This is a genomic window from Paenibacillus sp. JT31N7 (assembly GCF_059692095.1).
Genome location: NZ_JCAUAT010000002.1, coordinates 181,407 through 196,742 on the forward strand (window position 1 = coordinate 181,407; position 15,336 = coordinate 196,742).

Sequence of the window (15,336 nt, forward strand, 5' to 3'; positions counted from 1 at the left end):
TTCGATCCCCTTGCCATATAAGACAAAAAGCACTCGCTAGAGTGCTTTTATTGTTTTACCATAGGCCGAAACCCACGGATTCAGTCCGCGTGGAAAAATCTCTAAATGATCGTTGCTCTATTGTACCGATTTTAACGATTCAACATCAGCTTCGGTGAGACCGCTAGCCTTGGCGATGACTGAAACCTGAAGCCCCAAGGCAAGCATATTCTTAGCAATTTGGACAGCCTTCTTTTGCTCTCCTTCGGCTATTCCTTTAGCCATGCCTCTAGCCATGCCCTTTTCCGTCGCCCATTCAATCAGCGGGCTTCCCGGTCCTGGCTAAGAAACTCCAACGTATCCATGGCTTTTTTCAGAGTCGGTTCATTCATTTTCAGCACCTCCCAATTGGATTTGTCTGCACCCTTCAAGAACAATAGCCAGTTGATTAAACCGCCTTCGACCGGAGCAGACTTATCGTCCAGCTTGGACAACTCCATAAAATGGACTTCGATATCGTCACAAAGCTCCAGCCCCGTATGATCTTCCCTCAAATGATAGACATTATGATACCGGTCATTGGAAATAAATGAGTAATTTAATCGTAACGCATTTTTTCAATTCCTTGTAGGTTTGCCCTTCCTGCAGCTGGCCGGAGTACCGTTTACTCCAGTAATAAAGCGTCCGCTTTTCGATATCATATTTATTAAAAAGCTGCATCTCGATGTTAATCAATTTACCTTCTGCCGTTTTCGCCCAAATGTCAAAGATGGATTGTTTGTCAAGAGGAGCATCCTTTTCCGTATACGGGTTAAGCAGAACAATTTCAGTTAACGGCGGCTCACCTGATTCCGCAAAAGTGCGGTTCAAAAAAGTCAGCAGGACATCTTTATTTTCTCGCTCCCGGCCGTCTCCCTCACCATCAACAACCCCTCCGCGTAATCCGGGTCCTCCAAGAGTGGACGGCCGATGGCGATAACGTCTGCCAATCCGTCCTCAAGGATGCGGTCGGCAAGACTCCGGGTATAAATCTTCCCGACGGCAATGACCGGAATTTCGAAATGCTGCTTGATCGCGGCCGCATGAGGCAGCTGATACGCGGTGTATACGTCGCTGGGCTGTACCGGGAGAATCCCGCCCGAAGACACATGGATAGCGTCCAGTTCGGACTCCAGCGGCTTTAACATGCGCGCCCATTCTTCAGGGATCAGTCCACCTTCGCTGTAGTCTGTGGCCGAAATCCGAACGATGACGGGATAGTCTCTGCCGACTTCTTCCCTGACCGCCCTGAGAACCTCCTTCAAAAACCTCGCCCTGTTCCCGGAACTTCCTCCATAGGCATCGGTCCGCTTATTGGACAGAGGCGATAAGAACTGATGAATTAAAAACCCGTGCGCCGCATGAATCTCTATTCCGTCAAATTCCGCTTCTACACTTCGCCTTGCCGCCATACGGTACTCCTGGACGATGTTATGGATGCTCTCTACCGATAGTTCTTGCGGCATGCCGTATTGATCGTCGAATGCAATCGCACTCGGCGCGACCAAAGTAGCCGTAACCTCCGGCGAAGATTTTCTTCCCCCGTGCGACAGTTGGATAAAAACCGGGGTGTCGTGCGCATGGACAGCATCCGTCACTTTCCGCAGCGCCTGCACGTGCCGGTCCGTATAGATGCCGATATCGTTTGCCCACAGTCTTCCATTCGAAGAAACTGCCGTGGATTCCAAAACGATAAGTCCCACATGCCTCGCTCTGCGCCCGTAATGCTCGATGTGATGTGCGGCGGCAAATGCTTCTGGAGTTCCTTTATACTGCTGCAGCGGCGCCATGATCAGCCGGTTTTTTAGCGTGATTCCGCCGATAGTTATCGGGTCGTTTAAGGTCCTTGTCATCTTTCATTCTCCTTCGCGAATGGTTAATGACATTTTATAATGAAATACATCCGTATCACATAGTATTATTAAGGAAGATAAGTATAAATAACTAAGTTATCAAGCTGTATGCTTACTATTACCTTTAATAATGAGGTGTTTGCTAGTATGGACCAAATCGACTCAAAAATTTTATCTTTGATGCACGAAAATGCCCGGATCCCCATCTCCGAGATGAGCCGGATGATCGCGATGTCACAGCCGGCCGTAACCGAAAGACTGCGAAAATTAGAAGAGCAGGGAGTTATTACGGGCTACCGCGCAAAGCTTTCTCCCCCGAAGCTCGGCAAGCAGACCACGGCGTTTGTTTTGTTCAAAACGACCGATTGCAAAGGCTTCGCCGCTTTCAGCGAAAAATCTCCTGAGATCGTCGATCTCTACCGGATCAGCGGGGAGTATAACTTTTTAATGAAAGTGCTGAGCGAAACGACGGAATCGTTGACCCACTTTCTCGATGAATGCAGCGCTTTCGGCTTTTCAACGACTTTGATTGTGCTATCGACCGCATTTGAGGATAAAAGTCTAGTAAGGAGCGGCCTGTAATGCTGCGCTAAACGAGCATAAGCCTCTGCCTATGAACGGCGGGCGTTTGGGTTTGCCGGTAGTCCTTGAATCGGTAGTTCGCGGCTTCCGCTGCCGATATAAATCCCAACTTTCTATCGTCCTACCCGCTAACGGTCGTTCCCTTTTTGTAACCGCGTCTGCTTCCAAGTCGTTCTTCGTTCTTCCCAACGACAGAAAAGAGGAAGGATTGCCTCCACACTGGTAAAACTTTTTTATACCTGTTTTCGGCCTTGCTACGATGCCCGCTCGCCATTATAATGGTCGGGTAAAAGGAGGTTGGTACAAATGGCAAATCAAATTGCCGGTACAAGATACGGCTCATGCGAAGCCTGATTATGGGGCGATACTTTGCATGGGCGGACGGTTCACGATAACATAGTCGCCCGATTAAGCTTATATCGTTTCTAATAATGGGCTTTGCACTTATTTTTTTAGCTTGAATAAAAAATAAGGGGCTGAAAGCCATGATACAACCATTTATTAGAAACCATCAATATAATGTCATTAAAAAGCAGAGTCTTCTGCTTCAGAAAACGTACGAAACCGTTTCCGATCCGAAAGTCGTGGCATCGGTAAAAGCCAGCGCTCCATTCAAGCTGCTTGAAGCATTCCCGGATGCAGACGACCCTCAAAAACAATTGCTGGAGAAGATTTCGGAATTGCGTACCGCAGAAGACTGCAAGCTTTTTCCGGAATCGCTGGAATCTTACTTGGCACCGTTCCCGGCACTGGCGGGTAAGCAGCTAGCCAAGCTTTTTCCGAAGAACAAGAAACTGAAAATTCCCGACCTGTCCGAAATCGACTACCGCTATGTCACTTATCTGGGCTGGACCGACATCGCGACGAATAAATTGTTTCTCGTCTACCCGTTGAACGGGAAACTGATCGGCATCGAAGGACGATATACACCGGCGAACAAAGGTGTTTGCTTTCTGTGCAACAAGCACGAAGAAGTGGCGCTGTTTACCGCGGTCACGAAATCAAGACCGGCCAAGGCACCATCCGATTACTATAAGGCGATTGGGAACTACCTGTGTGTAGACAGTACCGTCTGCAATCAGAACATCACGAATGACACTGCCCTCAATAAATTTGTCCGTGAGGTAGTTGGATACACTGAATCTGAATCTTAAATTAGTCCTCCTATCCTTCTTCATCGTCTTGTTCTTAAGCGTCCTGAAGGAAGCGTAAGGACACGCAAGAAGGAATGAACATCCGGAGCCCGCCCTGTTGGCGGGCTCTTGGCGTTTGGACAGGAAACGGTCCGAAGCCTGCGGCATGCTTGCCAATGAGGCATTTCTTTCGCAGAACCGCCATCGTTACCCGGCTAAGTAAGAAAGTTAAGTCTCCCTCCTCTTTTATTGAGAATCATTTTCAATTATACTATTGGAAAGCTGCGCCTCAGAGGAGATCCGTCATGAAATTCGATGAACAAGTTGCCATATGGAATCAAACCGCAGTTAAAATTTTCGATATCAGGCACACGGTTATGAATCCGGGAGAACGGCTGGAGGATTACCGACTGCCTGCAAATGCATATATATACGGAACCCGGGGGGCCGCGAATCTTCAGTTGGATGGCATCGTTCACCGGACACGGCAATATTATTTGCTTCACGGTGCCAAAGGAATGAATTTGGAGATCGAAGCAAAGGAAGAATTTGAATTTTACCTTCTTTTCTACAAAGCTAAGTTAGCGTTCACAAACTGGAGGAAATTAAGGGATTGGCTGGAGCATAGGAGCCCGTTCGAAATCCAGTACGGATTCGAGCCTGACGAACCGCGTACCCTGTTCATTTTAATATCGTCGATGAAGCGGACATTGAAAAGTTCCGGCAGCCTTGGAAGTTTACAAATTAAAGGAATGTTTTATCAGTTTGTCCATGAAGTCATCCAGCATAGGATAGCGGCCGAGTCCGACAGCAGTCAGAAAGATCTCGTGTCCATGGTAACTCAGTACCTTCATACCCACTACCATGAGGTAATTTCTCTGGATCTCCTTGCCCGTCAGTACAAATACAGTCCCCGCTATCTGTCCATGAAATTCAAACAACAAACCGGAACGAGTCCTATTGAGTATTTGATTCAATATCGCATTAACGAAGCTAGGAAGCTGCTCTCGGAAACAGATGCGACTTTGGGGGTAATTGCGCAACATGTGGGGTATTCAGACGAGTACTACTTCAGCCGGCTGTTCAAGAAATACACCGGTTTGTCTCCTTCTCGTTATCAGGCACTGGCACGGGAAAATCTTGCACCGCAAGATAATCCATCGGCCATTTCCAGATCGTCCATTGGCCTGCTCAACTTACGCCGTTATAGTGATAATGATAATCATTACCAATATAGCGACGGAGGGTTTCTTACTATGAAAAGGATTAAAAAATCATCATTGATCCTCGGAACATTGATCAGCTTGACTTTACTGCTCAACGCTTGCTCGGGAGGGGTAAACCCGGCATCCAATTCCTCTGCATCTACGACGAATGTATCGGCATCCGCTTCCCCTTATCCCGATAAGATAAGTACGGAGACTCGCACCGTTTCGACGGTTAAAGGAGATGTAGTCGTTCCGGCGGAGCCCAAACGTGTTGTTGTTTTGTACATGTTGGGCGATGTCGTTGCCCTCGGGATTAATCCGGTCGGCATATCCGAAATATATGACGGGGCCGCTTTTTCAGAGCAATTAAAGGGTGTACAATCGCTGGGCCACTGGGACGAAGCCAGCCCCGAAGCCGTGTTATCCCTTGAACCCGATCTGATTATTGTCTCCTCTGAAAATAGCTATAAAAAATTAAAGGATATCGCCCCAACCGTTTTCATCCCTGCAGACCAGATAACAACAGAGGAAAGGATACATAAGCTTGGGGAAGTTTTTGGCAAAAAGAAGGAAGCCGATCAGTTTATGGAGGCGTTTAACGATAAGGTTAAGGCAAGCAGAGAGAAGCTTCAGACGGCCGGACTTCTGGATAAGACTGTATCCATCGTAGAAGGTGAGAGGAAAGGAATGCTGGTTATTGAAAGCAAACAGTATGGGCGCGGTTCTCAAATTGTCTACGATTATTTGGGAATGAAAGCTCCGGAGATCATCCAGAAGAAAATCGATCATGCGAAAAAAGTGGAAAGCGAAACGGTCTCTCTGGAAGTGATTCCTCAATATATCGGAGATTTCTTGCTGCGCAGCACCTGGGAAGGAATGGACAATCTTATGGATCATCCGGTCTGGAACAGAATTCCCGCTGTTAAGGCTGGCCGTATAATCGAAGCGCCGTTCGGCTTGTTTTATTACACCGACCTCTATTCGCTGAGCGCTCAACTGGATTATGTCACGAACAGCCTGCTGAACAATGCTTCCAAATTTTGATACGTCCCTAGGCCCCGAGTTAACGGCTTCTGGTGTTCCAGTCCATTACGGGAAAAAACGCGAAGCCGCGCTGCAAGCGGATCACGTCTTTAAACTAGTCACGTTCCAGATTCTCCACATAATCTTTGGCTTCCTTCAATCCCATCCCGTTTGCCGCTCTCACCATTTTGATCGCTTTGATCTTATCGCCTTGTGCAAGCAAGTGATGGACTCTTTCGTCAAGAAGGGAAAGCTGTGCCGAAGCGGGCTTATCGGACCGGGCGGCCGTCGACGGCTTTAACCGGTTTACCGCCTGGCCTTCCGCCCGTCCTTTCAACCACTCCAGATCGGATTCGATGGCGTTAATCCGGCTTTGAAGGCTGAACACTTTAATCAGCAGCAGTAGAGCGAGAATCAAAGCCCCGACCGCTACCATTTCAATCGTTTCCATGGAATCGCTCCTTTCACCGGGGACCTGTTTGGATAACCTGCCCTCGTCTAAGAAATTATACCATATCCCCTCCAGGGGATCTCCCATCGGCTTTCGGCTTTCCTCCTGACCGGTCCCTTCCTTGTTGATGCGGCTTGAATGCTATACAATGGAAACAAAAAAAGACCCAAAAGGGGAATTTGACGATGGCCCAAGTGGACATGCCTTCCATCCTGCTGCTCGGTTTGGCCCTTCTCGGGCTGCTCAGCAGCAATTCGACCGTTACGATTGCCATGCTCGTTCTCCTGCTTTTGCGGGTGATGAATGTACAGCAGGCCTTTCCCTTCTTGGAAAAATACGGATTGACGATCGGCGTCGTCATTTTGACTATCGGTGTAATGACGCCGATCGCCAGCGGCAAAATGCCCGTCCAGACCATTCTCCAGTCCTTTATGCACTGGAAATCGCTTTTGGCCGTGCTTATCGGAATCACCGTTGCATACCTGGGCGGCCGGGGTGCCCTCCTGATGACGAACCAGCCGAATGTGGTAGCCGGACTTCTTATCGGCACCGTGCTCGGCGTTGCCCTGTTCCGCGGCGTTCCCGTCGGCCCTCTGATTGCGGCCGGTCTGCTTTCTCTTCTTATCGGCAAGGGCTGAGACAAACCTATAACCGTTAACTCGCGGTCCGGCCCTTAACGCAGCAAAAAACTGCCCCTCGTAGAACGTAGAACGGGGCAGTTTTTTTGCGTTTATATGGGAACACCGCAAGGGGGAAGCTTATACTCGCGATGGGATTTTCGCAAATTGAACCGCTGCTTCCGCGGCTCTTGCTTTGGCACCTTGCACAAGCTCCTCCGCTTTGTCCGGATAAGCCGCGATGCCTTCCACATAGACATGCTCGTAGTCCGTAATTCCGATGAACGCCATAATTCCGCGCAGGTATTTGTCGGTAAATTCAAAGTCCGCGGCCGGTCCTTCGGAATAAATGCCTCCGCGCGCCTGGATGTGAACGACTTTTTTGCCGGTCATCAGCCCTTCGGGACCGTTCGCCGTATAACGGAACGTTTTTCCCGCAATCGCAATGTTGTCGATGTAGGCTTTCAGCATCGGCGGGTAGCTCAGGTTCCACATCGGAGTGACGAACACGTACCCGTCGGCGGACAAAAACTGTTCCAGCACTTCATTCATCCGGTTGATGGCAGCCGCTTCCGTTTCGTTCAGCGTTTCCCCCGCACGCAGTTTATCCCAGCCGTTCAGGACATCGGCATCGATAAGGGGAATAGGCTCGCCGTATACATCAACGCGCTCCACTTGAAGCTCGGGATTCTCTTTGATGGCCGTTTCCAGAAAATGTTCGCCGACCTGAAGGCCGAAAGAACGGTCAAGTCCTCTTGGATTCGCAGTGATATACAATAATTTGTTCATTTTAACTTCCTCCTAAACATGATTCGAAATTTTATTTTTAGCTAACTTGTATTTAATAACTTACTTTATGTAAGTATATTATCATTGTTACTTTCTTTTGTAAAGTAGCTATATTAAAATTTATTGAAATGTCCCGGTGCACGAAAAAAAGCCGCCGGAATCCGGCGGATCTTAGACACCAATAAGATTTTACTCCGGCATGACCCAAATGATTTGGGCCGTCCGGATAAATAATTTCTTCCCGTCCTCCTGGACCACGACATGATCAGGCTTCACATCCGCCAGGATGCCCCGGTTGCTGCCGCGAACCGTTTCCACCACGACACCTCTGCCGACAATCGTTCTGAGCGCCTGATACACATAAGGATCGATGCTGAAAAAAGGCTGCGGCACCGCGACCGGAGCGCCTCCGGACGATGCGCCCGCATCAATGGCGCCAAAGCCCCCCTGCCCCGGCGGTCCGCCTGCGGATCCGAAACCTCCCTGATTGAAAGGCGACAAGCCTCCGCCTCCCGTTTGGGGTGCGGGAGAGAACCCCGCCTGGCCGGACCAGCCGTCGACTGAACCGAAGCTCTCCGGGTAAGCTCCCGACTGCGGAAAAGCGCCGGGCAGCCCTCCCTGTGGCGGACCCTGATTGCCCTGGGGCTGATTGACCCCGCCGCCGAACGGTGACCCCTGCTGAAGCGGATAGTCCGGCAGCTGCGCCTGCCCCTGCGTTATCTTCGTGTAATCGGGAACCTCGGGTTTCCCGAACCCCCACGGGACTCCCTGCCCGTTTCCTTGCGTAATTGACATGTCGTCGCCTCCTTTGCCGTTCCACCCTGAAACATATGGCGGGAGAGCCCCAGATATACCTGTAGTCTTCCGGCTTTTCCCGGGGGGCTGCGGGGCATATGCCTGTCTTCCGGCCTTTTTTCCCGGCAAAACGGCAAAAAGGCTTTCCCCTTATTAAGAAGAAAGCCTTGCAAGCTTGTCCGCCCCTCTAGCCGTCCGTTTTCAGTGCGCTCAGATTCGTTTTGCCTAAAATCTGCTCCAGTTCCTTCAGGAACATGTTGATATCTTTAAACTGCCTGTACACGGACGCAAAGCGGATGTAAGCCACTTCATCGACCGGGTAAAGCTGCTCCATCACCAGTTCTCCGATCCTCATGCTGTCCACTTCCGCATGGGCCATATTGCGGACCTGCATTTCGACCTCGGAGACGATTTGCTCCAGCCTGTCCACGGAAACCGGGCGTTTCTCGCAGGCTCTGATTAACCCGCGCAAAATCTTGTCGCGGTTAAATTCCTCGCGGCTGCCGTCTTTTTTGATCACGATAAGAGGCGTTTCCTCCACCATCTCGAACGTCGTAAACCGCCGCTGGCACTTCTCGCATTCTCTGCGCCGGCGGATCGATTTGTTATCGTTGGCCGAGCGCGAGTCCAGCACTTTCGTTCCGTTATGCTCGCAAAACGGGCATTTCATCGGGGTTCCTCCTCTCGTCCGACTTTTATTTTTCTGCCAGATGTTGCTTGTTATCAAGCTTACAAAAACGCACATAATAGTTCTACCAACGACAAGGAGGTGAACAGAAATGGGTGCAGGACAATCTCGCAGCAGCAACGTACTGGTTGTTCCACAAGCTAACCAAGCTTTGGATCAGCTGAAATATGAAGTTGCCCAAGAGCTGGGTATTGCGATTCCTCAAGACGGTTACTACGGTAACATGGCTACTCGCGACACGGGTGCTATCGGGGGTCACATTACTCGCAGACTGGTGCAAATCGCCGAACAACAACTGGCCGGTCAAGGCCAATCCCGCTAACTTCTAGCGGAAACCAAGCAATGCGGAAGTATCGGATCCGGCGGCTACACCCGCCGGGCTCGGTGCTTCTTTATTTGGTTCCTGCGCTTTATTTGGTTCCTGCGCTTTGATTCCATTCCTCGCCGTAAAGCTTTTTAAATTTCTGCTGATAATACAGTACCCTCTGTACATAATGCCGGGTTTCGCCGAACGGGATCTTTTTGATGGTTTCTTCCGTCCCGTCCCAGACTCCGTTGTTTTTCCATTTGCTGACGTTTCCCTGACCCGCGTTATACGCGGCTATGGAATAAAGCCAGTTTCCCTTGTACTGCTTGTTCAGCCAAGCCAGGTACCAGGAGCCCAGCTGGATATTATGCTTCGGATCGCGGAAATCGGCCGATTTCGTATTGGACGTTTCGCGAATCCATTCCGCGGTATCGGGCATGAGCTGCATAATGCCGACGGCTCCTTTTTTGGATTCCCGGTCGTGGTTGAAGTTCGTCTCCACTTTAATAATAGCGGCAATCAGAAAAGGATCGACCTGATACTGGGAAGCATTCTGCCGGATTTCTTCACGGTAGTGAATGGGATATATCATCTGTCCGATAAAAAGTCCGTTGCTGAACAGAAGAAACACAAATCCGAGCAGCAGCAGGGCGAATACCCGCTTTTTCCGCAGAAGCTTCATTACAGCCCCCTTTGAAGCCAGAAACGCTCGACAAGCAGCTCTGTCTGCTCCAGTGTCCCCGAATTGTCGATACAACTATCCGCGAGCTCTTTTTTGCGTTCAACGGGCCACTGGGCCGCAAGCCGGGATTCCGCCTGTTCGGAGGTCAGCCCGTCCCGCTCCATCAATCTTCTAAGCTGGACTTCTTTCGGCACATAAACGACCATAACGGACGAAAACATGCTTTGAAGTCCCGATTCGTAGAGGAGCGGCACATCCACCACGACAAGCTTGTCCGGAAATTCACGCTCCGAGGCGGCCATTCTTTCTTTCATGAGCGCACGGATGGACGGATGCAAAAGATCTTCGAGCGCTTTCCGCGCCTCTTCGTTCCCGAAAACCGTCTCGCCCAGTCTTTTACGGTGGAGCGAGCCGTCCGGCAGCAGCATATCTTGTCCGAAATGCGCGGCGACCTGAGCCAGAACGGGGCTCCCCGGCTCTACCACTTCGCGCGCGATCCGGTCCGCGTCTATAAGAATCGCACCGCGGCGGACAAGCATGGCCGAGACCGTGCTTTTGCCGCAGGCGATACCTCCCGTGAGTCCTATATTCATTTCACTCGACTCCCACGTCAATCACATTTTTAAGGATAACAGCTAAAACAGCTTGGAAATGCCCATCAGGATCAGGACGACTCCCGGCAGCACCGATACTTTACGGATCCAGCCGACCCCGGAATACTCATAGCCGATTTTCAGGCCGAAGTAAATAAACAGCCCGCTCGTTACCGCGATAACCGCCGATGTCAACAGCGGAGTATACCCGATCAAAGCGGCACCGATTCCCGCACCGAAAGCATCCAGGGACAGCGCAATGCCGAGCAGCGTCGCTTCCGAAGAAGAAATGTTGCCGGACCGGTCCACGTCGGCGGCGGAAGGCGTACGCAAAATCTGGATCACGAGTCCGAGACGCTTGATCTCGATCGAAAACATCCGCGGCTCGCGCTCCGGTTCTGCCTCATGCGGCTCAGGATGGCGGGCCGCTACCCGATTCGACGGAAAAACAGCTTCCAGTCGGGCCGTTCCGGACAGTGCCGCCTTTCCATGCTCCGTCTGTGTACGTTCCTTTTCATCACCGTCGCCGTCATTTCCCTGCTTCTGTGCCAGAAACTGAACCAGCGCCCAGATTCCGATGCCGATCAGAATGACCGCACCAAGCATTCCGGCATAGTGCGGAGACAAATACCTCGACAGCCACACTCCAAAACTCATCGAAATGTAAATGATGATTCCCGAGCAAAGGGAAATGATCGCCAGAGACGGGAGCGGGATACGGATTTTACGCAAGCCGTACATCATCCCTACCCCGAAACCGTCCAGACTGACGGCCAGAGCCAGAATCAACAGAGAAAAAAATGGAAGCACGCCTCATTCCTCCTACCTGCGTTTTCTACTCACTTAGCATATGGAGGGGTAGGAGGAGTTGTGCTAAAGCTTCTTCTTCGGCGCGCTGCGCGTTCTTTTGAGAGGCTGGCATTTCAGGCAAAAATGCGTGCCTCTCCCGCCGACTACGGTTTTCTCGATGAGGCTGCCGCAGTTTACGCAGGGCTTGCCGTTGCGGCCGTAAATGTTCAGGGAATGCTGGAAATTTCCCGATTCGCCTTGGCCGTTGACATACGATTTGATGGAAGAGCCCCCGGCCTCGACCGAGCTTTTGAGGGTATGGACAATCGCTTCGTGAAGTTTCTGAAGCTCGGTGCGGGTTAGCGAAGCCGCTTCCCTCTCGGGGTGAATTCCCGCTAGAAAGAGCGCCTCGTCTACATAAATATTACCGAGTCCGACGATGTATGCTTGATTGAGCAGCAGGGGCTTGATCTTCGTGCTCCGTTTGCCGACGGCCTGCCGGAAGGCATCGAACGTAAAAGACTCGTCCAGCGGCTCGATGCCCAGCTTATGGAGAGGCTTGCTGCTCAGATCCTCCTCGCCCGCGAAAAGATGCATCGTGCCGAACTGCCGCACATCGCGGTATCTCAGCTCGGTCCCGTCCGTAAAGCGGAAGATCACATGCGTGTGAGGCTCCACCTCGTCTGAAGCTTCATAGAGGCCGTAGCGGCCTTCCATACGAAGATGGGACACTAGCACGCCGTCATCGAGCAGGAAACGCAGAAACTTGCCTCTGCGGCTCATGCCCTGAATCGTTTGGCCTTCCAGAAGATCGGCGAACATCTCCGGCTCTTCGGGTTTTTGAATAATCCGTTTCAGGCGGACTTCCACCTCTTGAATCGTCTTGCCGACAACCAATCGGCTGAGAGTCCGCCGGACGGTTTCCACCTCCGGCAATTCCGGCATGGCGCTTCACCTCGGTTCATGCTGTGTTTTCATGAGCTCATTATTTCGCTTCGTACCAGTTGTATCCGTAATCCACCTCGGCGAGCAGAGGCACGTCCAGCGCAAGCGCGCCTTCCATGACCTCGGGCACGATGCGGCGCATCGTTTCAAGCTCTTCGGGCGGAACTTCGAAAATCAGTTCATCATGTACTTGAAGAAGCATCCGGCTTTTCAGGCCTTCCGTTTTAAGACGCTCGTCCATTTGCACCATGGCAAGCTTGATGATATCGGCCGCCGTTCCTTGAATCGGCGTATTCATCGCCGTTCTTTCCGCGAAAGAACGGAGGTTAAAGTTAGAGGCGGTAATCTCCGGCAAATACCGGCGCCGCTGGAGCAGTGTCGTGACGTAGCCCTGTTCGCGGGCCTGTTTCACAATATCATCCATATATTTGCGGACACCCTGGAAAACGGCGAAATACTGCTCGATAAACTGACTCGCTTCCTTACGGGAAATGGCCAGGTTCTGGGAAAGCCCGTAATCGCTTATCCCGTAAACGATGCCGAAGTTGACGGCCTTCGCCGAGCGGCGCATGTTCGCGTCCACTTCGGATTCGGAGACGCCGAATACATCCATGGCCGTTTTCGTATGAATATCCATATTATTCGTAAAAGCTTCCTTGAGATTCTCGTCACCGGAAATATGGGCGAGCACCCGCAGTTCGATCTGCGAGTAATCCGCGGCCAGAATAGACCAGCCCGGCTCCGAAGGCACGAACACCTTGCGGATTTTGCGCCCTTCCTCCAGCCGGATCGGAATGTTCTGCAGGTTCGGATACTGGCTGCTGAGCCGGCCCGTAGCCGCGATCGTCTGCCTGTAGTACGTATGAACCTTGCCGGTTTCCTTGCGCACCTCTTTCAGCAGCCCTTCCACATACGTGGACTGGAGCTTGGCGAGCTGCCGGTAATGGAGAATGCCCTGCACGATTTCATGGTAAGGGGCCAGCTTTTCCAGCACCTCGGCATCCGTGGAGTACCCCGTCTTCGTTTTCTTCTGGACAGGAAGCTGGAGCTTCTCAAACAGGACTTCTCCCAGCTGCTTCGGAGAATTGATGTTGAATTCCATCCCGGCGTGGCGGTAAATCTCCGTCATCGTCCGGTCGATCTGCACGGCAAGTTCATCGCCAAGCTGCTTCAGCCCGGCCGTATCGACTTTGATGCCGCGCAGCTCCATATCCGCGAGCACACCCGAGAGCGGAAGCTCCAGCTCGTAGTAGAGCTGCTTCATATCCGCCTGCTCCAGCTTCTCGCGCAGCGAGACGTCCAGGCGGAAGATGCGGTCAGCCTTGCGGACGAGATGCTCCGCGACGGCCTCGGTCTCCGGCAGGCGGAATTTCGCGCCTTTGCCGAAGACCGCTTCGTCCGGCGCCACATGAAGCGCGCCGTACTTGTCCGCGATGACGCTGAGCGTAAGCGACGACTCCGTCGGATCGAGCAGATACGCCGCGAGCATGACGTCGAACGTCACGCCGGCCAGCGTGATGCCGTTCCAGGCGAGCACCAGCTCCGCGCGGTGGCGGTCCCACGTGCTCTTCGGAGCGCGCTCGTCCGCCAGCCAGGCGCGCAGCGCATCCGCTTCGGGTGCGGTCAGCACGGCCGCGGGCACATAGTAGCCCGCTTCGGGCGTGTGGAAAGCCGCCCCGACCAGCTCGGCCGTGTGGGCATTGTCCCCTACGGCCTCCACGTGCAGCGCGCTTACATCTTTCAGCGCGCCGGTCAAGTCCGCGATGTTGTCCGCATTAATCAGGCGGACAACAAGCTCTTCCGCGGGGCCGGGCTCCGCCCCTTCAGGGGAGTCCGTTCCCCCGGCGCCGGAAAAGTCCAGCCTCTCGAGCAGCGACTTAAACTCCAGCTTGCGGAACATGGCCGCAAGCTCGGGTGTTTCGAAGCCGGAGAAGGCGAGGCCGCTCCAGTCCGTATCCATCGGCACTTCGCGGTAAATGGTCGCGATTTCCTTGCTCATCCGCGCGGAATCCGCATGGTCGCGGACCTTTTCCTTCATCTTGCCCTTCATCTCGTCCGCATGCTCCAGCACGGATTCGACGGAACCGTACTCGTGCAGCAGCTTCAGGGCCGTTTTCTCCCCTACGCCGGGGATGCCCGGGATATTGTCCGAGGAGTCGCCCATCAGACCTTTGAGGTCGATAATCTGGGCCGGAACGAGGCCGTACTTCGCTTTGATCTCCGCCGGGTCGTAACGGTCCACTTCACTGATGCCTTTGCGGGTCAGCGCAACCGTCACACGATCCGATACGAGCTGCAGCATGTCCTTGTCGCCGGTAACGACCAGCACATCCTTGCCTTCCTGCTCCGCCGATTTGGTCAGCGTGCCGATGATATCGTCCGCTTCATAGCCTTCCAGTTCGAATTGCCGGATGCCGAATGCGCTCATCAGATCCTTGATCAACGGGAACTGCTCGGACAGCTCCGGCGGCGTTTTGGCGCGTCCCCCCTTGTATTCCGTGTAATCTTTATGTCGGAACGTCACTTTGCCCGCGTCGAAAGCCACGAGAAAATGAGTCGGTTTTTCTTCTTCAATCAATCTGAGGAGCATGGTTGTGAATCCGTAAACGGCGTTCGTATGAAGACCGGCGGAATTGCTCAGCAGAGGCAGCGCATAAAAGGCGCGGCTCGCAATACTGTTTCCATCAATAACGATCAATTTTTCCATCTTACACCCCGAATTTTGGACATATACGTTCATGATAGCACAGGCTGGACGAATATGAAAAAGTTTCAGCCCGGTAATTTTTGAGCCTATCCTCCCGGGCTTGCGGTGATGTTCTCCGCTCTCCCCACATAGACTGATAGTACGATGCAAAGCCGG

15 protein-coding genes and 1 pseudogene are annotated in these 15,336 nt (G+C 52.3%); 5 read left to right on the forward strand and 11 right to left on the reverse strand.

The window, feature by feature from the left end:
• Nucleotides 1-117: 117 nt before the first annotated feature.
• A pseudogene (locus AC58P5_RS11070) lies at nt 118-876 on the reverse strand (Rpn family recombination-promoting nuclease/putative transposase); the annotation flags it as partial.
• Nucleotides 855-1,871 (reverse strand): oxidoreductase, encoded by a 1,017-nt coding sequence (locus AC58P5_RS11075; RefSeq protein WP_497386348.1) that lies wholly within the window; start codon nt 1,869-1,871, stop codon nt 855-857. The pseudogene AC58P5_RS11070 and the gene AC58P5_RS11075, both read right to left, overlap by 22 nt.
• Before the next feature lie 147 nt (nt 1,872-2,018).
• On the opposite strand from AC58P5_RS11075, the gene AC58P5_RS11080 reads away from it, so the two are divergent.
• From AC58P5_RS11080 to AC58P5_RS11090, 3 genes are all read left to right on the forward strand, one after another.
• Nucleotides 2,019-2,453, forward strand: a complete 435-nt coding sequence (locus AC58P5_RS11080) for an Lrp/AsnC family transcriptional regulator (RefSeq protein ID WP_497386350.1) — start codon at nt 2,019-2,021, stop codon at nt 2,451-2,453.
• 485 nt (nt 2,454-2,938) lie between these two features.
• Complete coding sequence (locus AC58P5_RS11085) at nt 2,939-3,607, forward strand: FusB/FusC family EF-G-binding protein (protein ID WP_497386351.1); 669 nt, start codon at nt 2,939-2,941, stop codon at nt 3,605-3,607.
• Between the two features lie 284 nt (nt 3,608-3,891).
• Nucleotides 3,892-5,838 (forward strand): AraC family transcriptional regulator, encoded by a 1,947-nt coding sequence (locus AC58P5_RS11090; protein WP_497386353.1) that lies wholly within the window; start codon nt 3,892-3,894, stop codon nt 5,836-5,838.
• 94 nt (nt 5,839-5,932) lie between these two features.
• Here AC58P5_RS11090 and AC58P5_RS11095 read toward each other — a convergent pair whose 3' ends face one another.
• Complete coding sequence (locus AC58P5_RS11095) at nt 5,933-6,268, reverse strand: ribosomal protein L7/L12 (RefSeq protein ID WP_497386355.1); 336 nt, start codon at nt 6,266-6,268, stop codon at nt 5,933-5,935.
• Nucleotides 6,269-6,453: 185 nt separating this feature from the next.
• Here AC58P5_RS11095 and AC58P5_RS11100 point away from each other — a divergent pair, with 185 nt between their 5' ends.
• Nucleotides 6,454-6,906 carry a DUF441 domain-containing protein gene (locus tag AC58P5_RS11100; RefSeq protein ID WP_497386357.1) on the forward strand — a complete coding sequence of 151 codons (453 nt, stop codon included), beginning with the start codon at nt 6,454-6,456 and terminating at the stop codon, nt 6,904-6,906.
• Nucleotides 6,907-7,026: 120 nt separating this feature from the next.
• Here the strand turns inward: AC58P5_RS11100 and AC58P5_RS11105 are convergent, their stop codons facing one another.
• From AC58P5_RS11105 to nrdR, 3 genes are all read right to left on the reverse strand, one after another.
• Nucleotides 7,027-7,674 (reverse strand): FMN-dependent NADH-azoreductase, encoded by a 648-nt coding sequence (locus AC58P5_RS11105; RefSeq protein WP_497386359.1) that lies wholly within the window; start codon nt 7,672-7,674, stop codon nt 7,027-7,029.
• A gap of 189 nt (nt 7,675-7,863) precedes the next feature.
• Nucleotides 7,864-8,469, reverse strand: a complete 606-nt coding sequence (locus tag AC58P5_RS11110; protein ID WP_497386362.1) for a YuzF family protein — start codon at nt 8,467-8,469, stop codon at nt 7,864-7,866.
• A gap of 187 nt (nt 8,470-8,656) precedes the next feature.
• Nucleotides 8,657-9,139 (reverse strand): transcriptional regulator NrdR, encoded by a 483-nt coding sequence (gene nrdR / locus AC58P5_RS11115; RefSeq protein WP_497386364.1) that lies wholly within the window; start codon nt 9,137-9,139, stop codon nt 8,657-8,659.
• Nucleotides 9,140-9,248: 109 nt separating this feature from the next.
• On the opposite strand from nrdR, the gene AC58P5_RS11120 reads away from it, so the two are divergent.
• Complete coding sequence (locus AC58P5_RS11120) at nt 9,249-9,479, forward strand: alpha/beta-type small acid-soluble spore protein (protein ID WP_009671472.1); 231 nt, start codon at nt 9,249-9,251, stop codon at nt 9,477-9,479.
• Nucleotides 9,480-9,567: 88 nt separating this feature from the next.
• On the opposite strand, the gene AC58P5_RS11125 is transcribed toward AC58P5_RS11120, so the two are convergent.
• The 5 genes from AC58P5_RS11125 to polA all read right to left on the reverse strand — a co-directional run bounded on the left by AC58P5_RS11125 (nt 9,568) and on the right by polA (nt 15,180).
• Entirely contained in the window at nt 9,568-10,146 is a 579-nt protein-coding gene (locus tag AC58P5_RS11125; RefSeq protein WP_497386366.1) for a lytic transglycosylase domain-containing protein, read from the reverse strand.
• The gene (gene coaE / locus AC58P5_RS11130) at nt 10,146-10,739 is read right to left on the reverse strand and encodes a dephospho-CoA kinase (protein ID WP_497386368.1); all 594 of its coding nucleotides are present in this window, start codon (nt 10,737-10,739) and stop codon (nt 10,146-10,148) included. Before coaE ends, AC58P5_RS11125 begins: the two co-directional genes overlap by 1 nt.
• Nucleotides 10,740-10,781: 42 nt before the next feature.
• The gene (locus tag AC58P5_RS11135) at nt 10,782-11,549 is read right to left on the reverse strand and encodes an MntP/YtaF family protein (protein ID WP_497386370.1); all 768 of its coding nucleotides are present in this window, start codon (nt 11,547-11,549) and stop codon (nt 10,782-10,784) included.
• Between the two features lie 63 nt (nt 11,550-11,612).
• Nucleotides 11,613-12,473: a DNA-formamidopyrimidine glycosylase gene (mutM, locus tag AC58P5_RS11140; protein ID WP_497386372.1), complete on the reverse strand. Its 861-nt coding sequence runs from the start codon at nt 12,471-12,473 to the stop codon at nt 11,613-11,615.
• Between the two features lie 40 nt (nt 12,474-12,513).
• Nucleotides 12,514-15,180: a DNA polymerase I gene (gene polA, locus AC58P5_RS11145; protein WP_497386374.1), complete on the reverse strand. Its 2,667-nt coding sequence runs from the start codon at nt 15,178-15,180 to the stop codon at nt 12,514-12,516.
• Nucleotides 15,181-15,336 lie beyond the last annotated feature (156 nt).

Coding starts and splice junctions, on each gene's coding strand:
- AC58P5_RS11075 (WP_497386348.1), bottom strand. CDS start 1,871: ATGACAAGGACCTTAAACGACCCGATAACTATCGGCGGAATCACGCTA.
- AC58P5_RS11080 (WP_497386350.1), top strand. CDS start 2,019: ATGGACCAAATCGACTCAAAAATTTTATCTTTGATGCACGAAAATGCC.
- AC58P5_RS11085 (WP_497386351.1), top strand. CDS start 2,939: ATGATACAACCATTTATTAGAAACCATCAATATAATGTCATTAAAAAG.
- AC58P5_RS11090 (WP_497386353.1), top strand. CDS start 3,892: ATGAAATTCGATGAACAAGTTGCCATATGGAATCAAACCGCAGTTAAA.
- AC58P5_RS11095 (WP_497386355.1), bottom strand. CDS start 6,268: ATGGAAACGATTGAAATGGTAGCGGTCGGGGCTTTGATTCTCGCTCTA.
- AC58P5_RS11100 (WP_497386357.1), top strand. CDS start 6,454: ATGGCCCAAGTGGACATGCCTTCCATCCTGCTGCTCGGTTTGGCCCTT.
- AC58P5_RS11105 (WP_497386359.1), bottom strand. CDS start 7,674: ATGAACAAATTATTGTATATCACTGCGAATCCAAGAGGACTTGACCGT.
- AC58P5_RS11110 (WP_497386362.1), bottom strand. CDS start 8,469: ATGTCAATTACGCAAGGAAACGGGCAGGGAGTCCCGTGGGGGTTCGGG.
- nrdR (WP_497386364.1), bottom strand. CDS start 9,139: ATGAAATGCCCGTTTTGCGAGCATAACGGAACGAAAGTGCTGGACTCG.
- AC58P5_RS11120 (WP_009671472.1), top strand. CDS start 9,249: ATGGGTGCAGGACAATCTCGCAGCAGCAACGTACTGGTTGTTCCACAA.
- AC58P5_RS11125 (WP_497386366.1), bottom strand. CDS start 10,146: ATGAAGCTTCTGCGGAAAAAGCGGGTATTCGCCCTGCTGCTGCTCGGA.
- coaE (WP_497386368.1), bottom strand. CDS start 10,739: ATGAATATAGGACTCACGGGAGGTATCGCCTGCGGCAAAAGCACGGTC.
- mutM (WP_497386372.1), bottom strand. CDS start 12,473: ATGCCGGAATTGCCGGAGGTGGAAACCGTCCGGCGGACTCTCAGCCGA.
- polA (WP_497386374.1), bottom strand. CDS start 15,180: ATGGAAAAATTGATCGTTATTGATGGAAACAGTATTGCGAGCCGCGCC.